Below are 25,905 nucleotides of genomic sequence, written 5' to 3'. Positions count from 1 at the left end.
ATGCAGGAACGCGGAGGTATGGAAATGCGGTCACTGGGTATCGATATCGGGACAACATCGATTTGTGTGGTTTGTTATGAAGAAGGGCAGGAAACGCTGCCGTTTGCCGTAAGCCGGCAGAATGCGTTCCTTCCCGGAACCTTTGAACAGGATCCGGAAGCAATTGTGGAAAAGGTGCAGGATATGCTCGCGCAGGCCGCAGAGAGCGGTTTCGGTGCAGATACGGCGGAGGCTGTCGGCATATCCAGCCAGATGCACGGGATCCTTTATGTGGATGCAGAGGGCAGGGCGGTTTCCCCTTTTTATACCTGGAAGGATGAAAAAGGCCGGGAGCTTATGGCGGATGGCGTGAGCTATGAGGAACGGCTTGGCAGGGCGGCGGGAACCCCTGTGTTCTCCGGGTTCGGTACGGTCACGCATTTTTATCTGGCAACAAAAGGCCTTATCCCTGAACAGGCGGTGAAGCTGGCTAACATCGGAGATTATGTGGCCATGCGCCTTACGGGCAGGAAGGACCCGCTTCTCCATGAATCTATAGCGGCCAGTTTCGGAGGCTATGACGTGCAGGCGGGGGAATTTGCCTGGGATAAACTGGAGCAGGCCGGCGTGGAGACTTCTTATTTCCCGCAGCTTGCCAAAAAGGAAGAAGCGGCAGGGACTTACCGGGGGATTCCGGTGAGCTGTGCGTTCGGTGACAACCAGGCCAGCTTTTACGGCGCGTTGGATAAGCCGGAAACCCAGATCAGCATCAACGTGGGTACGGGTTCCCAGGTTTCCCTTTTTGACCGCCATTATTACCGGACCGCGGCGGCAGACATCCGGCCCTATTTTCACAAAGGCTGCCTTTATGTGGGAGCATCCTTAAACGGCGGAAAGGTTTATGAAAAACTGGCCGCTTTTTTTGAAGAAATTGTATACGAATTTACGGGACAGAAAATACAGGCATTTGACCAGATGGAACGGCTTGGGGAAGAAAAGAAAGAAACGGGCCTGGTGGTAAACCCTTCTTTATATGGAAGCCGGAAGAAAGCTGCAGGCGTGGCGGATGCTTACGGAACCGTGGAAAACCTTACCTTTGACACCTTTCATGCACCTGATTTCATCAGGGCGTATGTGAGGGGCATGGCGGAGGAACTGCACCGGATGTACCTGGAATTCCCGGAGGAAATCAGGAAAGGGCGGACGGAAATTGTGGCGAGCGGTAACGGAATCCGAAGAAATGCATTGATGGCAGAGGAAACGGCCAGAAGCTTCGGAATGCCGGTGGTTTTTAAAGAGATACAGGAGGAAGCGGCGGCGGGAGCAGCCAAAGCGGCTTTGGATCTGTTCAGGAAAGGGACAGCAGAATGGACGTGAAAAGAGTAGGCCCGGAAAACAGAATCGATTTAAACGGTGCGGACTGGCTGATGAAGGAATTTGTGGGGATGGACTGGGTATGGAGGGATTCCGTTATGCCCGGGACAGCGGACGTGCGCTGGTGGTATCCGGCGAAGGTGCCCGGCAGTGTTTTGCATGATCTGCGTAAGAACGATCTGTTGCCGGATCCTTATTACGAAAGGAATTCCCTGCTGGTGGAGTGGGTGCCGGACAGAACCTGGGTTTACAGGAAAGAGTTTCTGGTTCCTGGTGGTCTGGAAGATAAGCGGCTCACGCTGGTGTTTGAGGGCATTGACTACAACTCGGAAATCTTCCTGAACGGGGAATCCCTGGGAAAGCAGGAGGGGATGTATGTCCCCTGGAGTGTGGATGTTACCGGAAAGCTTTGTCCGGGAGAAAAGAACCTTCTGGCCGTGGTGCTGGAACCGGCTCCCTTAGAGCAGCCACAGGTGGGAAAGACCAGCCTGGTATCTACCCACAAATCCAGAATGACCTATTGGTGGGATTTCTGCCCGCGTATGATCCATCAGGGAATCTGGCAGGATGTATACCTGAAGGTAAATAGGGAAGCGATCCTGACCGATGTGTATGTGCATTCCGTTTTAGCAGAGGACGGGGCGCAGGCGCTGGTTCATGTGGAACTGGAGGCCGACTGCCCTGACGGGTGCCTGGCGGAAGGAAGCTTCGGCGATACCCCGTTCCGGGAATCGGTGGAAAACGGGAAATGCCGAATCTGCCTTACCATAGAGGAACCCCGCCTGTGGTGGTGCAACGGACAGGGAGAGCCATACGAGTATCCGGTTGAGGTACGTCTGCTTGACAGGAAGGGCAGGGTATCCGACTGCCGGAAGCTGGATGCCGGAATCCGCAGCGTGGAATTCCTTCCTAATGAAAACGGGATTGCCGGAAGAGAAAAGGAAGGAAGCTTCACCCTGTGTCTGAACGGCAGAACCATATATATGAACGGCTATAACTGGGTGCCTGCGGATGTTATGTACGGCGCCGTAACGGAGGATACCTATACGCACCTGATCCGGCTGGCGAAGGAAGCAGGCGTGAATATTCTCAGGGTATGGGGCGGCGGCCTGATAGAGAAGGATATTTTTTACCGGCTGTGCGCTAAGGCAGGAATTCTGGTATGGCAGGAATTTATTTTGTCCAGTTCGGGGATTGACAATACCCCTTCGGAAGCGGATAGCTATACCGAATTAATGCGCAGTCAGGCGGAATCCATAATCCGGCAGAAAAGAGGCTTTACGGCGCTTGCTGTCTGGTGCGGCGGGAACGAGCTTCAGGAGCCGGACGGCACGCCCCTGGATGAGAAAAACGCTCTGGTAAGAACGCTGGGGGAACAGGTCAGAAGGCTGGACGGCACAAGAAAATGGCTGCCCACCTCGCCCTCCGGCGGCGTATTCCTGAATTCCTTCGAAAATCTGGAGAAATGCCCGGAGGAGCTTTTTGATGTACACGGTCCCTGGGAGCATCAGGGACTGAATGAGCAATATGAACTGTATAACCGGGGAACCTGTATGCTGCATTCCGAATTCGGCGTGGAAGGTATGACCAATTATGAGGCGCTGCGCCGGACCACTGCGCCGGAGCACTTCCTTCCTGCCAGCAAGGACAATCCTGTTTATTTCCACAGGGGGGCCTGGTGGAATAATGAACCCCTGGTACAGGAAACCTTCGGGGGGCTTACGGAAATCGAGGAAATCAGGAAGGGCAGCCAGTATATGCAGTATGAAGGACTGAAATATGCGGTGGAATGCAACCGCCGCCGCGCTTTTCATAACAGCGGCACCTTCCCCTGGCAGTTCAATGAACCTTATCCCAATCTGTACTGTACCTCTTCCCTGGATTATTACGGAAATCCGAAGCCTGCTTACTACGGGGTGAAAAAAGCGTATGCGCCATATCTGGTAACCGCATCTTTTGACGGGGCATCCCTTTGGGAGAAGGAATGGCTGGAGGCGGATATCCATGCGGCCTGCAATCTGCCGGAGGGGGAAAGACGCCGGTCCATAACGGTACGGGCACGGGTGTACGGCATGTCCGGCATGCTTCTCCAGGAGGAAGTATTCCATTTGGATTCCATACAAATGCATTCATCCCGGATAGGAAAACTGCGTTTCCTTCTGGATCGGGCGGACGGGGAACTCCTTCTTCTGCGGCTTGCGCTGTTTGCCGAAGGACAGGAGGATATCCTGGGCGGAAATGAGTATCTGTTCACAAGAGGACGTGATCTGGGAGCCGTATTCAGAATGGAGAAGCCGGCGCTTACCGCACAGGGGATAAAAGAGGGACTCCGATTGAAAAATACCGGAAAAGGCCCGGCACTCTTCTTATTTCTGACCGGTGAAGGGAAAGGAAAATCCATCACCGCAGTCGATTGGGAACGGAATGGTGAGGGGGCCAAACAGATGGGCATAGTTTACTGGAAGGATAATTATTTTACGCTTCTTCCCGGAGAGGAAAGACAGATCTTGGCAGAAGGGGACTGGAAAGCGGCTTCCGTGCAGGCTCTGAATATGGAATTTCAAAAATTGGAGGTAACACAATGCAGGTAGTGGTAGGAATAGATATAGGAGGAACAAAATGTGCGGTATCCTTCGCAAGACAGCATTCCGACGATATCGAGTTTCTTGATAAGGTCCGGATGAAAACAGAAACGGAGGATTTTGCCGGGGCTGTGGACAGCTTTATCGGGATCATCCGGGAAAAATTCAGCCGGAACACGGACTGGCAGCTGATGTCTATCGGTATTTCCTGCGGCGGGCCTCTGGATGCGGAAAAAGGCCTGATCCTGTCACCACCCAACCTGCCGGAATGGGATAAGGCAGATATCTATACGCCTTTGAAAAAAGCATTCGGTGTCCCGGTGATGCTGCAGAATGATGCGGATGCCTGCGCGCTTGCCGAATGGAGTATGGGGGCGGGAAAAGGCTGTAAAAATATGATTTTCCTGACCTTCGGTACCGGCATGGGGGCTGGACTGATCCTGAATAACGAGCTTTACAGCGGGACGACCAGCATGGCCGGGGAAGTGGGGCATATCCGTATGGAGGAAGAAGGCCCCTTCGGTTACGGAAAACACGGATCCTTCGAGGGCTTCTGCAGCGGCGGCGGTATCGCCAAGCTGGGAAGGATGAAGGCCGAGGAAGCGCTGCAGGAAGGGAAAAGCCCCCTTTTCTGCCGGAACGAAGAAGAACTGAAGGACATCTCCAGCAAATCCATAGCCGAAGCGCTGGAACAGGGAGATGAACTGGCGGCGGAGATTTTTGATACGGTAGGGACCTATCTGGGAAGAGGGCTTTCCGTACTCATTGATATCCTGAACCCGGAGATGATTGTTATCGGCAGCATCTATGGCAGGCAGAAAGAGGTGCTGGATAAGAAAATGATGGAGACCCTGGAAAAGGAAGCACTGCCTGTCTCCCGTAAGGCATGCAGAATCGTACCCGCCAGCCTGGGGGAAATGATCGGGGATTATGCGGCGATATCCGTAGGGATTAAGGCTTACCGGGATTTGTACCGCAGTGCGCAAATGACGCTGGCTATGGAAGAAGAGGGATAAGTTTGAAAGTTCCTTTCAAACTACTTATTGATGCAGTATCGCAGGAAAACCTGCGATAGGCAGGAGGTATAAAAAATGAGACTTTTAAAACATATTTACCAGGTAGGAGGTCCCAGTCTGACACATTTCTTTGATGCGGCCGTTTATCTGCTGAAAGGAAAAGAAGGATGGTTTCTTATTGACTGCGGTACGCCCGAAGGGTATGAACAGATAAAAGAAAATATAAAGAAAACAGGCGTGGATCCTGCCCAAATCCGTTTTATCCTGGGGACCCACGGCCATTATGACCATGTGGGCGCCGCCCATTTATGGAAACAGGAATTCGGCTGTACGCTGTACCTGCATGAGCGGGACAGGGAACAGGTGGAAACAGGGGACAGCGTGAAAACCTCTGCGGCCCTGCTGTACGGAACCAAATCCGTACCCTGTCCGGTGGACGGGACGATTGCAGAAGGCGACACCTGGGAAGGCGACGGCTTTACCATAGAAGCTTTGTATACGCCGGGACATACGATGGGTTCGGTAAGCTTTGACATTACAGCCGGTGACTACCGTCTGCTGGTGGCCGGAGATGCCATATGGGGCGGCTTCAGCGAGAAAATCGGTTCCAGTGAGGAAGCCTGGCTGGAAACGCTTGAGAAAATAACGTCCAGGCATTATGATTTCTATACCTTCGGCCATGTCAATCCCCAGCTGATAGCCGATGCCGACGCACGCCTGAAGGAAGCTAAAATGGCTTTTGCCAACTATTATAATCCCTGGTTCAAGACCTTCTTTGAAACCTATAAATACTGACAGACAGGATAAGAAATATGAAAAATAAAATTATGCTGATAACCTATGCGGACAGCTTAGGAAAAAATCTGAAAGAGTTAAAAAAGATGGTGGATACGTATTTCAAACGGGAAATCAATGGAATCCATATCCTCCCCTTTTTCCCTTCCTCCGGTGATCGGGGATTTGCCCCCATCAATTACAGAGAAGTGGATCCTGCCTTCGGCACATGGGAGGATATCCGGGCTTTGGCGGCGGATTATGAGCTGATGTTTGATTTCATGATCAACCATCTCTCCAGAAGAAGCCCGGAATTCCTGGATTTTATGGAAAAGCATGAAAGTTCCGAATACGCGGATATGTTCCTGCGTTTTCAGAAATTCTGGCCGGGCGGCGAGCCTACACAGGAACAGGTGGAACTGCTGAATAAACGCAAGCCCTGCGCTCCGTGCGAGGAGATCCGGTTCGCCGACGGCACGACGGAGAAAATCTGGTGTACCTTTGATAACGAGCAGATGGATCTGAACCTGGAATCGGAAACGGCGTGGCAGTTCGTGGAAAAAACGCTGCGTTTCCTGATGGCTCAGGGGGCGTCCATGATACGTCTGGATGCTTTTGCATTCGCCACCAAAAAACTGGATACCACCTGCTTTTTTATCGAGCCGGAAATGTGGGATATGATGAAACGGGTACAGGGGATCCTGGATGAAAAAAAGGTTTCTATGGATGCGACAGTTTCCATGGATGCGACAGTTTCCATGCTGCCTGAAATTCATGACCACTATACGGTACAGCAGAAAATCGCGGATCATGGCTATGCCGTATATGATTTTGTTCTTCCCGTCATGGTACTGCATACGCTGTACAGCGCCAGCAGCCGCAGGCTGCGCCATTGGCTCACCATCTGTCCTAAGGATCAGCATACTACTTTGGATACCCACGACGGGCTGGGTACCGTGGATGTGGAGGATTTGCTTTCAGAAGAAGAACTTCAGGCCGTGATAGACCGGACGGAAGAGTACGGCGCTAATTTCAAGTGGGATTACAGCCGGAAAGCCCTTGGCGGAAAACGGGTTTACCAGATAAACTGCTCCTACTATTCCGCTGTGGGAGAGGATGATGACAGTTATCTTCTTTCGCGTGCCATCCAGTTCTTTACACCGGGTGTCCCGCAGGTCTATTATATGGGGCTGCTGGCCGGTGAAAATGATTATGAACTTATGGAAAGAACACAATATGACCGGAATATAAGCCGCCATAATTATACGGTGGAAGAAATAGAAACACTGGTACAAAAGCCTGTCGTAAAACGGTTATGCAGGCTGATGCAGTTCCGCAATGCGTATCCGGTTTTTGACGGCGAAATGAGCCTGCCGGAAACAGACGACTCCCGGCTGTGTATCGTATGGTCCTGCCAGGGTCTGGAAGCCAGGCTGGATGCCGATTTACAGGAAAAAACGTTTGCGGTAACCTATCTTGACAAAACAGGAAAAACGGACAAGCTGCGTCTGGAAGAGGATTTTAACTGGAATGAATAACCATGGATGCGCAAGCTCCCCTGGATGCGTAAGCTTCCATACTTGCGGCCTGCCGGTCATCGGGGAAGCGGATTATGTGTTCCTGAGCGGAACGCTTCCGGCGCTGCGCCGCGGGCTGGAACTGGCAAAACAGGGTAAAAAAATAATAGTGGCGGTGCAGGGAACCTGCCTGGCGGAGGAAATCTGTCAGACCTTCCAATATCGTCTGACAAAAGAAGAATCCGCTTTTTTTCCGGAGGAGGCAAAGACAGGGAGGCTCGGGCTGTTAAGGCCGGATGAAGGCAAGCGCTGCCTGGAGGAGCGCTGCCTGGAAGCCGGCATAAAGCTGCTATATGGGGTATGGCCCGTGGACTGCAGGGAATGGAAGGAAAGCACCTGTGCCGGCAGCGGAGAAAAATCCGGGGGCTGCGCCGGGAAAAAGCTTCTGCGGGTGGCGGCTAAAGGCGGACTGTTCGGGATTCTCTGTGAGCAGGTATGGATGGAAGCTTACGCATCCATGGAAGCTTACGCATCCATGGAAGCATGCGAACCATCTGAGCCGGCGTATGGAAGCCATCAAATCCATGAATATACCTACACGGCCCTCGTGGGAGGGCTTCCGGAGAAGGAAACGGTGGAAAAAGAAGGCCGTGCCGAATGGAAGCCATCGCATCCAGGGAAGGAATTGCATCCGGCGAAGGAGCAGGAACTGTCCTATTTTCTGCAGGCGGAAGAAGGGAAAGGGATCCTTACGGTTGCCCTGCCCCCTTTTCTGCCCGCCGGGCAAGCGTATTTAGGAGAAATCATAACCTCGGTTTATGCCCGGATTAAACGGGAATTTCCCTGTCTGGAGCTGGGGCGCTTTGCGCCTCGCCCGGCTTTGGTACCGGCGGAAGAAAGAGGCAGCCTGGGCCGGGAAAACAGCCGGGTGACGGGAAAATGGGTCCCTTTTCCTATCCGGGAGGATACTGCAGGCCGCCGGGAGGAGATTGCGGCGGATCCGGTTTCCTGCCATGGCCCTGTCCGCATTTCTGTCCGTACAGGAAATGGACTGCCGGAGGAAGGGCGTCACAGATGCCTTTCTATAGCGAATGAGGTGCTCTGTGATACACAGGAGTATGATTTGATTGTGGCAGGCGGCGGAACAGCAGGGGCTATGGCGGCCCTGTATGGGGCGAGAGGCGGCCTGAAAACGGTTTTGCTGGAGCCGCAGTATACTCTGGGAGGCACTTCCACGGTGGGAGGGGTGAGCACTTACTGGTTCGGAAACCGTTTCCGTGATGTACGTGAAATTGATGTTAAGACGCAGCGGATAGCGGGGCCTTTGAAACTTCCGCGCCGGGAAGGAATATGGAGTGAATCGGATGATTTCCATCCGGGAATCCGCGGGGAGGTGCTTACGCGGCTTTGTCTGGAGGCCGGGGTAACAATCCGGTTCGGACAGCTTGTTTTCGGGACAATATGCGAAGAAACCCCGGAGGGCGGCAGCCGCTGTATAGGGGTGGCCGCTGCGGGCGGGGATGGTGCCAAATATCCCGCGCCAATCCATGCTTATTATGGGAAAGCGGTGGTTGATGCCACGGGAGATGCAGATTTGGCTGTGTTCTCCCAAGCGGAGGCGGTATATGGTTCCGCCAGGGACTATATTACCTATTGGGCATCTCTGGCTCAGTACACGGATGTAAACCGGTATAAAAACAACTTTTCCTCTATGGTAATAGCTGCGGATCCGGAGGATTTTACCCGTTTTATTCTGTTGGGAAGGCGGCGGGGCGAAGCCATCCTGGATCATGGGATGTATGTGAGTATGAGAGAAAGCCGTCATATAAAGGGGCGATATACGGTAAATTTGCAGGATTTAATGCAATATCGGACGTATCCCGACGGGTTGTATACCTGTTATTCCAACTACGATCCCAAGGGCAAGCTGGATGCCGATGCGATATACTGCGGTATGCTTCCTCCTCAGGTGCAAATCCAAATTCCCTTGTCGGCCCTGCTTCCGTGTGATAAGAACGGCGGGCGGATAGAGGGGCTGTATGTGGCGGGTAAGGCCGTCAGCGCCACACGGAATGTCTTTCCCAGCATCCGCATGCAGCCGGATCTCATGCATCAGGGGGCCGTGCTGGGAGGTCTCCTGGCAGAAAGCCTGAAAAAAGGAATATATCCGGAGCAGATGGATGCGCAGGAGAGAAGAAATTTCCTTTTGGAGCTGACGGATGATCCGCTCACACTCCCCTGCCGGGCAAGCGGAAAAAAGGACGGATTTCCCTATGCCCCTTCGGACAGAAGGCGGCTGAAGGAACAGGTGGATGCAATAACGGCTTCGTCCAGAAGCCATTGGGTGGATGTCCCCTTTTTATATGAAGAGAAAGAAGAAAGCGAAATCCTTTCCATAGCGGCGGCGCCTTCTGAGGAGGTGCTTCCGCTGTTGCTGAAAAGACTGGAGACGGAGGCGCCGGGGAAGCCGGAATGCACAGAACAGGAGGCTCTGCGTATCCGTCTGCTGGAATTGTGCCTGTGGCATGGAAACAGGGAAGCCTTTACATCCATGGGAAACGATCCGGCGGAAGAAATGAGCGCTTTTGTATTCCGGGAACTCTCCCGGGGCATGCTCCCTGAGAGGGAAGGTTCCACGATGTGCGCACAGCTCCTGCCGGATCATGGGGTTATGCCGGAAACGGTTTACCGCCTGAATCTGCTGGGACGCAGCGGAAGAAGGGGTATCCTTCCTGTTTTCCGGAAGGTTCTGGAGCTGCTTCTTGCATCGGACAGAGATTATGAGGACATCCATAAGGGGATTTACCATTATATAGAAAGCTTCGCCTATGCTGCGGAGCACAGTAAAAATGTCGATCCCAAAGTTTCCCGGGAATTTATCCCCATGCTGCGCAGCCTGACGGAATTACCGGAGTTCAGGGACTGCCTGAGGGCGGACAGACAAGTGGAACTTATGACAGAACGGCTTCAGATCCTGCTGCTGGTTCTTGGCAGGGCGCTTGCCGGCCTGGGTGATTCACAAGGAAGGATGCGGCTGCAGGAGCTGGAAAAAGAACCGGCCGGCCTGGCCATAAGGCTGTCGGCCCGCAAAGCGTTAGAGGAAGCCGGTAAAATGCAGGGGAAAACTGATAAAATCTGGTAAGGTACGTAACGGCGCTGTGAAAACCCGAAGGTTAAAGGAGAAAGCTGGCAAATGGAGAAAAAAGAGCTTTACATGATAGGGAATTCCCATATTGATCCCGTATGGTTCTGGAATTGGGAGGAGGGAATGCAGGAGGTCAAGGCGACTTATGCCTCCGCACTGGAGAGAATGAAGGAGTTTGAGGACTTTACATTCACTTCCACTTCCACTCTGTTTTTTGAATGGATAGAAGGGATCCTTCCGGACATGTTTGAGGAAATCAGACAGCGGGTGGCGGAAGGAAGATGGGAAATAACTGGGGGATGGTTCCTGGAACCGGATTGTATCCTGCCTTGCGGAGAGGCCTTTGTGAGACAGGGGCTGTACGCCCAGCGTTATTTGAAAAGCCGTTTTGGCAGATTATGTACCATCGGATCCAACGTAGACAGTTTTGGACATAACCATGTCCTTCCCCAAATTCTGAAAAAAAGCGGTATGGATTCGTATGTATTTATGCGGCCCAGGCTGGATACCCCGGTTTTTGTATGGGAAGGCGGCGACGGAAGCCGGGTGAATGCCATCAGTCTTCCTGCCGAATACACTACCTGGTTCCATGATCCTACTGTAAAAAATATAGAAACCACGCTGGAACGGACAAAGGGCTATGACAAAATGCCCTGCTGCTACGGCGTGGGAAATCACGGCGGCGGCCCGACGATCGAAAATATTAAAAGTATTCGCAGCCTGCAGGCGGAAGCTAAAGCAGGCAGTTCCGAAGGCTCTTTTGCCGCTTACGGAGATGTCCGGCTGAAATTTTCCACCTATTCGGCCTTTTTGGCTGACCTGGATAAATCCGGCCTTCCTGTAATCAAAGGGCCGTTTGAAAAGGTGAATGAAGGCTGTTATTCCATCGATTCCCCTTTTAAGATCCTGAACCGGCTTGCGGAACGCAGGCTTGTGGAGGCGGATTGTCTGATCAGCATGGCAGCATGCGCAGCCACGGCAGCATGTGAGGGCAGATCCGGCGGCCCGGAATGGATGAAACAGACCGCAGAAATGGAGAACCTCTGGAAGATACTTTTATTCAATGAATTCCATGACACCATGGGGGGAACGACAATTAAGGCCGCCCGGGAGGAAGCGGTAATGCAGATGGCCGGCGTATGTGCACAGGCCGGAAAAATCAAGGCCCTGGCTATCCAGAAAATCGTGAACGGCATTTCCACGCTGGGAGAAGGCTTTCCGCTGGTATTGTTTAATACCGACAGCCAGCCCTTTGACGATTATGTGGAAACGGAGCTGGAGTGGTTCTGCCAGGCACCGCTTACGTTGCTGGCCCCGGAGGGGCCGGATGAAGAAGCAGCATGGCATGCCTGTGTATACAGGGAAATCCCTTATCAGAGAATCCATACGGATGCCAAGGTGAGGCATACAACCCTGGGAGGGAGACGCCGTTTTGTATTTCATGCCCATATCCCGGCTTTTGGTTTTGCCGTATACCGGACGGTGAAAAAGGAGCCGTCGCTGTGCTTCAATAATAAGATGGAAATCGATAATCCGGCTTCCCATGTATTGGAAAACCCCTTTATCCGTGCGGAATTCGACAGGAAAACCGGCGCGCTTGTGTCTCTTGTGGATAAAGAAGCTTTTTCGGAGGATGCCTGTGGACAGTCCGGCTATGATGCCCTGAAAGGAGCCTGCAGCATCCGGGTATACCGGGATGAAAGGGATGCCTGGGGCGGCCTGCAGGGAAGACGGTATGAGGATCGTGGTGTCTCCTTCCGCCTTATTTCCATGGAGAAAGTGGAAAGCGGTGCAATCAGGGAGGTCATCCGGGTGCGGACCGCGTTTGAAGGAACCACGCTGGAACAGCTGTATTCCCTGGGGGCACAGGAAAAAGAGCTTTGTGTGGAAAACCGGCTGGTTTTCAACCATCCCTGGACACTGCTGAAGGCGGCTTTTCCCACCGGGGAGGAATGCATCCATACAGCGGCGGAAACCGCGTACGGGATCCTGGAAAGAACGATTTCGGAGGACCCTTCCGAATATTATATGCAGCGTTTCCTGGATGTGAGCGATAAGGAAGGCAGAGGCCTGGCGATTGCCAATGATGGAAAATATGCGTTTAATATGGAGGACGGGAGAACCCAGATAACCCTTTGCAGAAGCGCCATTTATGCCCAGGGAAACAGCCCTGACTGGTACAATGAAAAGGAAAGCTACCAGTATACGGATATCGGTCCCCAGACGTTTCATTTTATTTTGAAACCTCACGGGAAAACGCTGCCCCGGGCGGAAGCCTGCCGGATTGCCAAAAAAGCCAACGGCGCTTACGAATATCTCGCAGACAGCGCCCATCCGGGGAAAATACAGATAGCCGGTAAGAGCTTTGCTGCCATTTGCGGGCCGGAGGAAAAGGCCTGCTGTGATGTATCCAATGTACGAATTATGCTCATAAAAAAATGTGAAGACGACAATTCTTTTATTGTCAGGCTTCTGGAAACGGAAGGAAGGGACACTTCCTGTACGCTGCTGCTAAACGGCATTAAATATCCCGTACAAATCGGACATGAAGAGATCCTTACCCTGAAAATAGGGGGAGACGGGGAAACATCTGCCCGGGAAGTTAACCTGCTGGAATGGTGATAAAAGGATTATGCGAGGAGGTATAAAAATGGAGAAAGACAAAACATTATATATGATAGGAAATGCACACCTGGATCCGGTATGGCTCTGGCAATGGCAGGAAGGGTATCAGGAGGTAAAAGCCACCTTCCGTTCCGCCCTGGACCGGATGAAGGAATATGATGATTTCTTGTTTACAAGCAGCTCGGCGGCTTATTATGAGTGGGTGGAAGAAAACGAACCCGCCATGTTTGAAGAAATCCGGGAACGGGTAAAGGAAGGCCGCTGGATAATCGTGGGCGGCTGGTGGATACAGCCGGACTGCAATGCGCCGGGCGGGGAATCCTATGTGCGCCAGGGGCTGTACGGACAGCGTTATTTCCGGGAAAAGCTGGGGGTTACCGCCCATACCGGCTACAACGTGGACAGCTTCGGACACAATGGGATGCTTCCTCAGATCCTCAAAAAACAAGGAATGGACAACTATGTATTTATGCGTCCGGGCCGTCATGAAAAAGGACTGGAATCGGAAACCTTCCAATGGACGTCCGGTGACGGGTCCCAGGTGACCGCTTTCCGGATTCCTTTTGAATACTGTACCTGGCCCAAGGAACTGAAGGAGCATGTCCTTCGGTGTGCAGGGGAAATCAAGGAGCCGGGCGGATGCATTATGTGCTTCTATGGTGTGGGAAATCACGGCGGCGGCCCCACCAAACAGAATATTGAAAGCATCCGGGAACTGGATCAGGAGGCGGATATACCTCATCTTATCCTTTCCACACCGGACGAGTATTTCCGGGATGTCAAGAAACAGGGGAAAACACTGCCGTCTGTTTCCGGGGATCTGTTCCATCATTCCAGCGGCTGCTACAGCGCACATTCGGAAGTCAAGCGGCTGAACCGGCTTGCGGAAAACCGTCTTATCATGGCGGAAAAGTTTTCTGTGGCCGCCAGACACTGGACCGGAGGAAAATATCCTCTGGAAAAATATACGGAAGGCTGGAAAAAAGTACTTTTCAACCAGTTCCATGACATCATGGCAGGCACTTCCATAGAGCCGGCTTATGATGATGCAAGAGAAAGCTACGGCGCTGCCCTGGATACCGCGGCAAGAGGACTGAACGCGGCGGTCCAGTCAATATCCTGGCACATTGATATCCCTATAGAAATGGAAGCTGGCGCATCCACAGATAGGAAGCCTATTGTGGTATTTAACCCTAATTCATTCCCGGGGAAATTCGAAGTGGAAATGGAATCCCCCGGCCTGAAGGAAAACCAGATTCTGGTGGATGAGGAGGGAACGGAAATTCCCCTGCAGCAAGTACAGTCCCTTGCTTCCTGCAACGGCCGGACAAGGCTCGTTTTCATCGCCGAGCTTCCTGCCATGGGATACCGCACGTACCAGCTGGTGATCCGGGAAAACTCCCGTACCTTCCCCGCTGTGGAAAGTACCAATACCAGCGCGGAAAACCGTTGGTTCCGCATAGCCTTCGACGAAAAGACGGGGTATATTACTTCCCTGTATAAAAAGAATGACGGAACCGAATATTTTGCAGGACCGGCCGCCGTTCCCACCGTAATAGAGGATAAAAGCGATACCTGGTCCCACGGTGTACGTATTTTTGACAAAGTAAAAGGCGTTTTTTCCGGTGTGTCTGTAAAGCGCGTGGAAAACGGACCTGTAAAATGCGTGATCCGTGTAACAAGCACCTATGGAAACTCCCGCATGTTCCAGGATTTCTCCATCTACAAAGAACTGGATTACATCCGGGTCAAAACCACGGTGGACTGGCATGAAAAATGGTCTATGCTTAAGCTGCGTTTCCCCATGCAGCTGAACTATCTGCGCGCCTCCTGGGAAATCCCCTATGGCGTTGCCTGCAGGGAGCCGAATGGGGAGGAATACCCCATGCAGAATTTCCTGGATGTGGAGGGCGCTAATCCGGGCCTCACAACAGCAATCAACGGCCTTTCCTTCCTGAATGACGGCAAAGCAAGCGGCAGCGTGGCAGGAAAGGAAGTGTCCCTCACGGTGCTGCGCAGTCCCATCTATGCCAACCACGAGCCTTATGTGCCGGATGAAAATCTGGAATATGTCTACATGGATCAGGGGGTTCAGACTTTTACCTACGGCCTCTACCCGCATGACGGAAGCTGGGAGGACAGCCGAACCGTTAGAAGAAGCAGGGAATTCAATGAAAAGCCCACCGCCCTTTTCGAAACCTTCCATAAAGGGGAACTAACGCAGAAGGCCTCCTTCCTGGAGCTTTCCGCCGACAACGTGCTGCTTACGGTCATGAAGGAAGCGGAAGACGGCAGCCAGGATGTGATCCTGCGTCTGGTGGAAACGGCAGGAAGAAGCTGTGAAACAGGGCTTAAGCTTCCGGGACTTGGCAGACAGACAACACTGTCCTTTACCCCTTTTGAAATCAAGACTGTGCGTGTTCCGGCAGCCGGAAATCTGGAAATACAGGAAAATAATCTGTTGGAAGATATCTGAATTGCAGAACTTTACATGAAAGCACATAGATAGGAGAGGTATCAATGAAAAAAATAGCCGTGATCCACACCACCCCGGTAACCATCCCCACACTGAAAAAACTGCTGACAGATAACGGGATTGCCGCCGGGGAAGCTAAAGCAACCATGGATGCTTCGGCAGACGAAGAAGAAATAGAAGTGGTGAATTTTCTGGATGACAGCATGCTGCCCGAGATCAACCGGCTGGGGGGCTGTTCGGAAGGGGTGAAATACCGTCTGAATACTCTTTTGCTGTTATGCCAGACGACAGGGGCGGACGCCGTTTTGTGCGCCTGCTCCTCCATCGGGGGGCTGGTGGAGGAAGGAAGCGCCCTGGTGGGAATTCCTGTTTTCCGTATTGATGAACCCATGGCCCGGCTCGCAGCCGGATATGACCGCATAGGAGTGGCGGCAACACTGCATTCAACCATACAACCCACCACCGAACTGATACAGAAGAAAGCCGATATGGCGGGAAAGAAAATCAGCATACAAAGCAAGGTCATCGAAAATGTGGGGACCCTTCTGGCGGAAGGCAAAGATGATTTATATGATGAGTTGGTGGGAGAAGAATTACGCCGTCTCTTACGTGATAATGAAATTGTGGTCCTGGCGCAGGCATCCATGGCACGGGCAGTGGAAAAATGGCCGGAGGAAGAAAAAGTACGCTGCCTTACCAGCCCGGTAAGCGGTACGGAGGCCGTACGCGCTTATCTTCGCCTGCAGTCCGGCCCGCAGGTATCCCCGCATGTTGTCGGGCAGGAAGGGTAAAGGGACATGGAACTTTATCTGGGGATTGATATCGGCACCACGCATATTAAGGTTTGCGCCGTAGATAAAGACGGCAGGGTGGCGGGAACCGCCCTGCGGGATCAGGAAAACCGGACGGTACCTGGCTGGGGAAACTGTTTTACAGCAGATGCGCTGTGGGAAAAAACAACAGCGTGTCTGACGGAAGTGCTCTCCGGGACAGAACCCGGCGCCGTGAAGGGAATCGGCATAACCAGTATGGCGGAAGCCGGTGTTCCTGTTGACCGGGATGGGATACCTCTTATGCCCGTTGTCCCCTGGAACGCCTGGGAAGCAATGGAGCAGACGCAGGAGGAATTCCCGGAAAGTCTGAGAGGATGGGAGCTGTACCGGAAAACCGGGCTTATCTGGCATCCCAAATATACCATAAACCAATTCCTGTTCCTGCAAAAAAACAAGCCCTCCCTGTTCGCGCAGATGGACTGCTTTTTATCCGTCTCCGATTATCTGCTTTTCTGCCTTACCGGCGAGCGTATGACGGAAGAATCCCTGGCCTGCCGGACCATGCTTTATCATATCCATGAACAGAAATGGGATGAAGAACTGACGGCATTCGCCGGTGTGAGCGGAAAACTTCCCCGGGTGGCTGACGGGGAGAAAGACTGGCCGGTGATAAAAAAAGAGATGGCAGGCCGTTTCGGGCTTCGGGAGGATGTGCGGGTATGTATAGGGGGCCACGATCATCTGTGCGCGGCGCGTGCGGAAAATCTGGAGGAAGGGGAAATCCTTCATTCCATGGGAACCTCCGAGGTATATATCGGTTTTCTGGAGCGGATTCCGTCCCCGCTACTTTTGTATGAAAAAGGGATCCAACTGGGGCGTTTTCAGGGGATGTATTATTGGATATGTAATATGCCGTCCTCCGGGGCCTCCATAGAATGGCTGCGCTCCTTCCTTTCCCGGGACGGCAGGCCGGTTCCTTACGGGAAGCTGATGCAGGAGGAGCGTCCGGTACCTTCCCGGGTGATGTATCTGCCCTTTGTGAATGGGGCGGGGACCCACCGGCTCGTACCTGCCGGGGATGGCACCCGAAGAACAGGGAAGATACCGGGGGGCTTTCTGGACATTTCCATGTCCACCACTCCTATGGATATGGCCCAGGGAATTTATGAAGGCATTGGCTGTGAAACCAGAGTGATTCTGGAACTGCTGGAGGAAGCGGGAATAGGTACCGGACGGATTATCTGTGCGGGCGGCGGTACCAGGAACAGACTGCTGATGCAGGCAAAGGCAGATGTGACGGGACATACCTTCCTTATTTCCCGCCGGACCCAGGCAACGGCGCTGGGAGCGGCGGCCATTGCGGGCGGTATCCGGTTTAAAAGAGCTATGGAAGCCGGCCGGGTATACCCGGAAGAAAAATACCGGAAAATTTATGATACAAAATACGCAACTTATCAAAGGCTGTTGTTATAGAAGCAGCTTTACAGGAAAAGAAAGGCAGGATTTTTATGGAATTAGTACCGGTAACGCAAATGCTTAAGGCGGCGGAAAAAGACGGATATGGGGTGGGATCGTTTTCTGCCAGAAATACATATCTGATAGAAGCCATCCTGAAGGCGGCCCAGAAAACAAAGGCTCCTGTCATTGTGCAGATTTCCGCCAATGAATTTAACTGGTTTGACGTCACCGCAGGGGAATTTGCCGGCCGTTTTTATGAAATACATGATAAATACCAGGGACAGGCAGCCCTGCATCTGGATCATACCAAAGATATGGAGATTATAAAAGCCGCCATTGATGCCGGCTTCCGGTCCGTCATGATCGACGCCTCCCAGAAAAGCTTTGAAGATAATATCGCTGTCACCAGGGAAGTGGTGGAATACGCACATGCAAAAAAGGTAGAGGTGGAAGCGGAGCTGGGAAAAATCGGGGCAACCGATAAAATAGAAACCGATAATGATGAAAGTCTCTATACCGACCCCGCGGAAGCGGAAGAATTCGTGGCAAGGACCGGCGTGGACACACTTGCAGTCTCCATCGGTACGGCCCATGGAGTCTATCCTGTTAAAAATCCAAGGATAGACCTGGAGCGTCTGGCACGGATCCGGGAACGGGTAAGCATTCCTCTTGTGCTTCACGGCGGCAGCGGCCTCCCTCCGGAAACGGTACAGGCAGCCATCACCATACCGGGCGGCGGTGTGAGTAAAATCAATATTGCCACCGATCTGGAACAGGCATTTTTAGGCTCCCTGGGCTGTGAAAGAAAGAGCAACCAGGAGATCTGGCAGATGGATAAGGATGCTTTGGCAAAAGCGGGCGAAGCGGTACAGCAGGTGGTGGAAGATAAAATCAGGAATTTCCTTTTGTGGAAGGCATGAGAAAAAAGATGAAAAAACGAATCGGAGTGGTTGCGGATGATGTAACCGGAGCGAATGATATAGGGGTTATGTTCCGAAAGGGCGGGTACCGCAGTGCGGTATTCCCTCTGTGTCTGCTTTCCCTGTGTGACTGGAAAAAGGAATGCGAAGAGCTGGATGTTATCATTATTGATACGGACAGCCGTTTTGATAATCCAAAAACAGCAGCGGGTAAGGTGGCACAGGCGGCGGCGCTGCTGCAGGAGCTTCCCTGCGACCGGTATTTTAAGAAAACCTGTTCCGTATTCCGGGGGAATATCGGAGCGGAATTTGACAGCATGCAGGATGCACTCGGGATTTCCTGTTCTATGGTAATCGCAGGATTCCCCGGTAACGGAAGGACCACGGTGGACGGTATCCATTATGTATATGGAACAAAGCTGGAGGATTCCCAGTTCAGGACCGATCCTATCCACCCCATGGATACCTCTTTTCTGCCCGCCATCATGCACAGGCAGACCAAAAGGAAAATCGGGCAAATCACCTGGAAGGATTTGGATCAGGGGCTGGATTATGTGGTGGAGAAAAAAGAAGAACTGAAAAAAAGCTGTTCCTATATCCTCTTTGATATACGCAGCCAGGAGGATTTGAGGCTGACCGCCCGTGCGGTTGCGGATGAAACCAGCCTGTGCGGCAGCTCCGCCATCGGAGAAGAACTGCCGGCCGCTTTCCGGGAGCTGGAAGAGGAAGGGCTGGATCCGGTATTTCTGCTGGCGGGCAGCCTCACCCGGCAGAGCATTGCACAGACGGAATACCTCCGCGCAAAAGGGTACCCGGTGATAACCTTTGATACGGAAGCCATATTTGATGAGGAGGCGTTTGCCCGGGAAGAGGAAAGGCTTGTGCAGGAAACGCTGAAGGCCATGAGGTTTACGCCCCTTATGGTGGCACCTATGGTGCTGGTGCATTCCGCCCAGCAGCCGGAAAAAGTAAAGGGAACCAAAGAGAAGGGACAGCGTCTGGGATTTACCCATGAAGAAATCGGAAAACGGATTTCCGGCTGTCTTTGCAGGGTGACACGGCGCGTACTTACGGAAACGGGCTGCAGAAAGCTGGTGGTAGCCGGAGGAGATACCTCTGCGGCCGTCACCGGGGAACTGGAGATTTACCGTATGGAAATCGGGGAAGAAATTGAAGCCGGGGTTCCGGTTATGACCGGGAAAACGAATCTGGGCGAACTGTCGCTGGTTCTGAAATCAGGAAGCTTCGGAAGTGAAAGCTTTCTGGAAAAAGCGGCTCATTATGTATAGACAGCCTGCGTATACAGCAGAAGGGAGAAGATAAAACAAATGAACGATCTGGAACGTTTGACAGAAAAGTATCCGGCTCTGTCCGGCATGAAAGAAGAAGTTGCCGGGGCATTCCAAATCCTGAAGGAATCCTATGAAAACGGCGGAAAGATGCTTGCCTGCGGAAATGGGGGGAGCGCTTCGGATTCCGAGCATATCGTAGGGGAACTGATGAAGGGATTTTATAAAAAAAGGCCTCTGAAGGAAGAGGAAAAAGAAAAATTCGGCAGCCTTGCAGCACATCTGCAGGGAGCGCTGCCGGCGGTTTCCCTGACAGGCCATCCGGCTCTTTCCACCGCATTTCTTAACGACGTGGATCCGGAAATGGTATTTGCCCAGCAGGTATACGGCTACGGGGTAAAAGGGGATGTGCTGTTTGCCATAACCACCTCGGGAAATTCCGTCAATGTACTTCATGCGGCAAAGGTGGCAAAAGCGAAAGAAATGCGGGTGATAGGACTTACCGGCCATGACGGCGGGGCACTCAGGGAGCTGTGTGACGTATGCCTGATTGTTCCCGGCAGCACCACTGCGGATATCCAGGAATACCATCTGCCGGTTTACCACACCCTCTGCGCTATGCTGGAAGAGCATTTTTTCCCGGGCGAATGAAAAAGGAATACAGGAGGAAATCGTGGAAGATAAAATGAAAGCTCAGGCATCCATGGAAGCTGAAGCATCCATGGAAGCTGAAGCATCCAGGGAAGTGATCTGCCGGATTGCCGGCCTGCTTTTTCAGAAGGGGCTTGTGAGCGGTAAGGATGGAAATATAAGTATAAAACAAAAGAATGACGAAATGCTGATTACCCCGTCGGGGGTCTGCAAGGGCTTTCTGACTCCGGATATGATTATCCGGCAGCGGTTTGACGGTACGGTAACTGAAGGCAGCCTGAAGTCCACCAGGGAAGCTGCCATGCACAGCAGGCTCTATGAACTGCGTCCGGATATCGGGGCCATTGTCCATACCCATCCGGCGGCCGCCACGGCCTTTGCCGTATGCGGCCGGGGATTCCCGCAAAACTGGCTGCTGGAGGTGCCCGCCCTTATCGGAAAAATCGGGATTGCCGGGTTTGCCCCTGCGGGCAGCGCCAAACTGGTGGAAGAGGTGGAAAAGGTGGCGGACAGTGATGTTATTTTTCTGCGCAACCATGGCGTGATCACCTATGGTTCCGACATTTATGAAGCATTTTCCCGGATGGATGCGGTGGAGAATACCGCGAAAACCATTCTGTTTGCAGGAATGCTCGGCGATGTAAAAGTATTTGATGAAACGATGTAATTGTCCGGGAGCTTCACGGTCGCTGCCGAAATCTATCCGAACTCGCCTCTGGCGGCAGGTTTTTGGCATTCCTGAATCACATTCCAGCGGTCTGCGCAGTAAATGAACAGACCCCTGGAATAGTTACTGAAAACGATATGTTATACAGGCTCCGGAAAACACAGGTCCGTGGAAAGGCTGCAGGCAACACCGCAGCGTCTGCGGGCCTTTTTCTGCGGCGAAACCGGAAATCTTCCTGTTCATCCGGTTAAAATAAATCTTGACACCTGAATTTCAGGGTAGTATATTGAATTCATAACAAACCTATTGAAATACTAGGAAATGAAAAAAACAAACCGGAAGAATTATAAAAGGAGAGCAGAACTTATGGCAAATATTAAAAAAAGTGCGGAAGAGCTGATCGGGAAAACCCCTCTTATGGAGATGGTGAACTACGAAAAAGAAGCGGGCGTAACCGACGCCGTCATCCTGGCGAAGCTGGAATACTTCAATCCGGCCGGCAGCGTAAAGGACCGAATCGCCCTGCAGATGATCCTGGATGCGGAGGAGGCCGGCCTGTTACAGCCGGGAGCTACGATTATAGAACCCACCAGCGGGAATACCGGAATCGGTCTGGCTGCCATGGCGGCAGCCAGAGGGTACAAAGCCATACTGACCCTGCCGGAAACTATGAGCGTGGAGCGGCGCAAGCTTCTGCAGGCCTACGGCGCCAGGATTGTCCTGACTCCCGGCGCGGAAGGTATGAAGGGGGCGATCGCCAGGGCGGAAGAACTCCACCGGGAAATCCCCGGATCCTTTATCCCCGGCCAGTTTGATAATCCGTCCAATGCAAAAGCCCACAGGCTGACCACCGGGCCGGAGATCTGGGAGGATACGGATGGAAAGGTTGATATTTTTGTGGCGGGCGTAGGTACCGGCGGAACCCTTACCGGAGCGGGAGGATACCTGAAAGAGAAAAATCCCGCACTTAAGGTGGTGGCGGTGGAACCTGCCCAGTCTGCCGTGCTTTCCGGGAAGAAAGCCGGACCTCATGCCATCCAGGGAATCGGTGCCGGCTTTGTCCCCGGCGTGCTGGATACGGAAATTTACGACGAGATTATCCGGGTGGAAAACGAGGATGCTTTTGTTACCGGCCGGGCTATTGCCCATACGCAGGGGTTGCTCACAGGCATCTCCTCCGGCGCGGCCCTCTATGCGGCCACTCTTCTTGCCAAACGGCCGGAGAACAAGGGGAAGGTCATTGTGGTGCTTCTTCCCGATTCCGGTGACCGTTACCTGTCCACTCCTCTTTTTGCAGAGGAGTAGGCAGGAACGTCCGTCTGTTTCCGTTCAGGCGGGTCTGCGCATTCACTGCGCAGACCGTGACAAAACGTGGCGGCAGGCATCCGTCCGAACGTGCGGCGGTTTCCTTGGCCGGATGCGGTAACGGTTCGGACTCGTCGGAACTGTCATGTCCGTCTCAGGAGGAAAAAAGGAGAAGCCCCGGCGCAGCAGCTCCCTTTCTGTTGCTGGTCACGGAGCGAAAAGTCCCCCCTTTCTTGTTACGGTTCACTTTGTGACCAGTCCCTCCTTTCTTCTTCACGGGCCGGTTTGGCGCGGAATAGTATTTACAGAATAATAAGAAATGTGGTATGATAAAGCTTACGCAGGAGGAGAGTTTATGCGGGCAGACGGTATCCGTTACAGAATGCCGGCAGGATTCAGACCTCCGGCCTCTTATGCAGACATGCGTCCGCTGTGCGCGGACATCTGCCGAATCAGATGCGAAAGTGAAAGGGCCTGAGAATATGGGACTGCCTATCATACAAATAAAGAATGTTACGAAATCCTTTGAAACAAAGGAAAACCGGGTGGAAGCCCTCAAAGGGATCAGCCTGGAAATCAACAAAGGTGATATATACGGGATTATCGGTATGTCCGGCGCCGGAAAGAGCACTCTGGTGCGCTGCCTGAACTTTCTGGAAAAGCCCACCGAAGGGACGGTATTGATAGAAGGCCAGGATTTGTCCGCCTGCACCGACAAAGAGCTGCGGAAGGTACGAAACAGCGTGGCGATGATCTTCCAGCATTTCAATCTGCTGATGCAGCGAACGGTGCTGGACAACGTATGCTTTTCCCTGGAAATCCTGGGAATGAAGAAAAAAGAAGCCAGAGAGAAGGCCCTCGGCCTTTTGAAAATAGTGGATTTGGAGGAAAAGGCACAAGCTTATCCGGCGCAGCTGTCCGGCGGACAGAAGCAGCGGGTGGCTATTGCCCGTTCCCTCGCCATGGATCCCAAGATCCTGCTCTGCGACGAGGCCACAAGTGCCCTGGATCCCACCACCACCCGTTCCATCCTGGCGCTCCTGAAGGAGATTAACCAGAAATACGGGATAACCATTGTCATCATCACCCATGAAATGGGTGTTGTACAGGAGATTTGCAGCCATGTAGCCATAATCGACCAGGGAGAACTGGCCGAGACCGGAACCGTGGAGAAGGTTTTTGCCGGTCCCAGATCCAAAGCCGCGAAGAAGCTGGTATTCCAGGGAGAGCGGAAGTATTCCCTGATGAAGAGCAAACGGTGTATCCGTATTGTCTTTACGGAAAATTCCTCCTTTGAGCCGGTGATTGCCAATATGGTACTGGAATGCAAGGCATCCGTCAATATCCTGCTTGCCGATACCCAGGATGTGGGAGGCATTGCCAGAGGACAGATGGTGCTGCAGCTGCCGGAGGACGGCCAGATTGCGGATAAGATGATTCAATACCTGAAGGACAGGAATCTTGCGGTGGAGGAGTTGGACGATTATGTGGAATAGTGCGACGGTTATGATGATTGTGGAAGGCACATTTGCCACCATATATATGACGCTGGTATCCACCCTGATGGCCTATGTAATCGGGCTTCCGGCGGGTATTGCCCTGGTGGTGACCGGAAGGGAAGGGCTAAGGCCGGGCCGGGCCGTAAACCGGATTCTGGATGTGCTGGTCAATGTGATGCGAAGCGTTCCCTTCCTGATCCTGCTCATCCTGGTGATTCCCCTTACCCGTGCTATTGTGGGAAAAAGCTACGGACCCAGTGCGACCATAGTGCCCCTGACCCTGGCAGCCGCCCCTTTCATTGCCAGGCTGGTGGAATCCTCCCTGCTGGAGGTGGACAAAGGGGTGATAGAGGCCGCCCAGAGCATGGGGGCCGGAATCCCCACCATTGTCATCAAGGTCATGCTTCTGGAGGCCCGTTCCTCCCTGCTCAGCGGACTTGCCATTGCCCTGGGAACCATCCTGGGCTATTCCGCGATGGCCGGTGCAGTCGGCGGCGGCGGACTGGGAGATATCGCCATCCGGTACGGCTATAACCGCTACCAGCTGGATATCATGATTGTCACCGTCATCCTTCTGGTGGCTTTGGTCCAGATTATGCAGGCTGTCTGCATGCGGCTGTCCCGGAAGCTGGATAAACGGATTACCGGTTGATATCCGCAGGGTACAAAGGGCCGTCTGAACGGTTACCTTGTTTTGATGTAAGCCATGTGCCCCTGCTGAAGCAGCCGGGGCTTGCTATACAGATACATGGTCTATGTATTCATGAATGGAGGAGAACATTATGAAAAAGAAAGTATTATCTATTGCACTTGCGGCTGTTCTGACAGCCGGTTTGCTTACCGCATGCGGATCGGCAGACACAGGAGCAGCTGCCCAGACCGAAGGGGCGGCAGAATCCGCTGCACAGGCTGCCGATCCGGCGGCTGAAAGCCAGTCTGCTTCCGAAGAAAGCGCTTCCGCCCCTGCTGCGGAAACCGAAGTGGAATCCAAGGGAACCGTTACCGTAGCGGCTACCAGCGTACCCCATGCCGAAATCCTGGAGGCGGCAAAGCCCCTGATGGCTGCAAAAGGATGGGAATTGAAGGTAACCGAATTCACCGATTATGTACAGCCCAATGAAGTGGTGGAAAGCGGCGATATGGACGCCAATTACTTCCAGCACATCACCTACATGGAAAGCTACAATGAAGAAAAAGGCACTCATCTGGTAGATGCTGGAGATATCCATTATGAACCTCTTGGCGTATACCCCGGAAAACAGTCCGATCTTTCCGCCATCACCGACGGCGCAGAAATTGCAGTGCCTAACGATACCACCAATGAAGCTAGAGCTCTGCTTCTGTTACAGGAACAGGGACTGATTACCCTCAGCGATGGGGCTGGCATCACCGCAACCGTAAACGACATCAAAGAAAATCCCCACAACATCAAATTCGTGGAACTTGCTGCGGAGCAGATTCCCAGAAGCCTTCCCGACTTTGACTTTGCCGTAATCAACGGAAACTATGCCCTCGAAGCCGGCCTGAATGCATCTACCGATGCCCTTGCCACAGAAACCTCCGACTCCGATGCCGTTAAAAAATACGTAAACATTATCGCCGTAAAAGAAGGCAGCGAAAACAACGAAGGAATCAAAGCCCTTGTAGAAGTACTCAAATCCGATGAAATAAAAAAATTCATCAATGACACCTACCAGGGTTCTGTCGTTCCCTACGAAGGATAATAAATAAACCCAATTACCAACAGCCGTGCAGCTCCCCAAGAACTGCGCGGCTTTTTTGGATTAGTAACAGTTCAGCCGAACCGGCCCTTTGCGTCCTGCGGCGTCCCCCTGCGCCCCTACCGCAGGACGCA

The 25,905-nt window shown here is 52.8% G+C and carries 18 protein-coding genes; all 18 read left to right on the top strand.

What is annotated here, in order from left to right:
- The 18 genes from DXA36_RS03810 to DXA36_RS03720 all read left to right on the top strand — a co-directional run bounded on the left by DXA36_RS03810 (nt 1) and on the right by DXA36_RS03720 (nt 25,774).
- Entirely contained in the window at nt 1-1,356 is a 1,356-nt protein-coding gene (locus DXA36_RS03810; protein ID WP_118676500.1) for a sedoheptulokinase, read from the top strand.
- A complete protein-coding gene (locus DXA36_RS03805; RefSeq protein ID WP_118676498.1) occupies nt 1,347-3,944 on the top strand; it encodes a glycoside hydrolase family 2 protein in 2,598 nt (865 codons plus the stop codon). The genes DXA36_RS03810 and DXA36_RS03805 overlap by 10 nt, the downstream gene beginning before the upstream one ends.
- Entirely contained in the window at nt 3,935-4,951 is a 1,017-nt protein-coding gene (locus DXA36_RS03800) for an ROK family protein (RefSeq protein ID WP_118676496.1), read from the top strand. Before DXA36_RS03805 ends, DXA36_RS03800 begins: the two co-directional genes overlap by 10 nt.
- A 75-nt stretch (nt 4,952-5,026) precedes the next feature.
- Nucleotides 5,027-5,746 carry an MBL fold metallo-hydrolase gene (locus DXA36_RS03795; protein WP_118676494.1) on the top strand — a complete coding sequence of 240 codons (720 nt, stop codon included), beginning with the start codon at nt 5,027-5,029 and terminating at the stop codon, nt 5,744-5,746.
- Between the two features lie 17 nt (nt 5,747-5,763).
- Nucleotides 5,764-7,263: a sucrose phosphorylase gene (gene gtfA, locus DXA36_RS03790; protein ID WP_118676492.1), complete on the top strand. Its 1,500-nt coding sequence runs from the start codon at nt 5,764-5,766 to the stop codon at nt 7,261-7,263.
- Nucleotides 7,256-10,384 (top strand): FAD-dependent oxidoreductase, encoded by a 3,129-nt coding sequence (locus DXA36_RS03785; RefSeq protein ID WP_118676490.1) that lies wholly within the window; start codon nt 7,256-7,258, stop codon nt 10,382-10,384. The genes gtfA and DXA36_RS03785 overlap by 8 nt, the downstream gene beginning before the upstream one ends.
- Nucleotides 10,385-10,435: 51 nt before the next feature.
- Nucleotides 10,436-13,009 carry a glycoside hydrolase family 38 C-terminal domain-containing protein gene (locus DXA36_RS03775; protein WP_118676488.1) on the top strand — a complete coding sequence of 858 codons (2,574 nt, stop codon included), beginning with the start codon at nt 10,436-10,438 and terminating at the stop codon, nt 13,007-13,009.
- Nucleotides 13,010-13,037: 28 nt separating this feature from the next.
- Complete coding sequence (locus DXA36_RS03770; RefSeq protein ID WP_118676486.1) at nt 13,038-15,488, top strand: alpha-mannosidase; 2,451 nt, start codon at nt 13,038-13,040, stop codon at nt 15,486-15,488.
- 44 nt (nt 15,489-15,532) lie between these two features.
- A complete protein-coding gene (locus tag DXA36_RS03765; RefSeq protein WP_118676484.1) occupies nt 15,533-16,279 on the top strand; it encodes an aspartate/glutamate racemase family protein in 747 nt (248 codons plus the stop codon).
- A gap of 6 nt (nt 16,280-16,285) precedes the next feature.
- Entirely contained in the window at nt 16,286-17,734 is a 1,449-nt protein-coding gene (locus tag DXA36_RS03760; RefSeq protein ID WP_118676482.1) for an FGGY-family carbohydrate kinase, read from the top strand.
- Between the two features lie 35 nt (nt 17,735-17,769).
- Nucleotides 17,770-18,639 carry a class II fructose-bisphosphate aldolase gene (locus DXA36_RS03755; protein ID WP_118676480.1) on the top strand — a complete coding sequence of 290 codons (870 nt, stop codon included), beginning with the start codon at nt 17,770-17,772 and terminating at the stop codon, nt 18,637-18,639.
- Between the two features lie 8 nt (nt 18,640-18,647).
- Nucleotides 18,648-19,928 (top strand): four-carbon acid sugar kinase family protein, encoded by a 1,281-nt coding sequence (locus tag DXA36_RS03750; RefSeq protein ID WP_182478914.1) that lies wholly within the window; start codon nt 18,648-18,650, stop codon nt 19,926-19,928.
- Nucleotides 19,929-19,967: 39 nt separating this feature from the next.
- Nucleotides 19,968-20,579 (top strand): D-sedoheptulose-7-phosphate isomerase, encoded by a 612-nt coding sequence (locus tag DXA36_RS03745; protein ID WP_118676476.1) that lies wholly within the window; start codon nt 19,968-19,970, stop codon nt 20,577-20,579.
- A 22-nt stretch (nt 20,580-20,601) separates the two neighbouring features.
- The gene (locus tag DXA36_RS03740) at nt 20,602-21,246 is read left to right on the top strand and encodes a class II aldolase/adducin family protein (RefSeq protein WP_118676474.1); all 645 of its coding nucleotides are present in this window, start codon (nt 20,602-20,604) and stop codon (nt 21,244-21,246) included.
- Nucleotides 21,247-21,612: 366 nt separating this feature from the next.
- On the top strand, nt 21,613-22,551 hold the full coding sequence (gene cysK, locus DXA36_RS03735) for a cysteine synthase A (RefSeq protein WP_118676472.1): 939 nt from the start codon (nt 21,613-21,615) through the stop codon (nt 22,549-22,551).
- 482 nt (nt 22,552-23,033) lie between these two features.
- Entirely contained in the window at nt 23,034-24,047 is a 1,014-nt protein-coding gene (locus tag DXA36_RS03730; RefSeq protein WP_118676470.1) for a methionine ABC transporter ATP-binding protein, read from the top strand.
- Nucleotides 24,037-24,702: a methionine ABC transporter permease gene (locus tag DXA36_RS03725; RefSeq protein WP_118676468.1), complete on the top strand. Its 666-nt coding sequence runs from the start codon at nt 24,037-24,039 to the stop codon at nt 24,700-24,702. Before DXA36_RS03730 ends, DXA36_RS03725 begins: the two co-directional genes overlap by 11 nt.
- 130 nt (nt 24,703-24,832) lie before the next feature.
- Entirely contained in the window at nt 24,833-25,774 is a 942-nt protein-coding gene (locus DXA36_RS03720) for a MetQ/NlpA family ABC transporter substrate-binding protein (protein ID WP_118676466.1), read from the top strand.
- Nucleotides 25,775-25,905: the final 131 nt, after the last annotated feature.

Origin of the sequence: Eisenbergiella sp. OF01-20 (assembly GCF_003478085.1) — a bacterium.
Lineage (GTDB): Bacteria > Bacillota > Clostridia > Lachnospirales > Lachnospiraceae > Eisenbergiella.
Note: the sequence above shows the minus strand (reverse complement) of the source record. Positions and strands in the feature narration are given on the sequence as shown.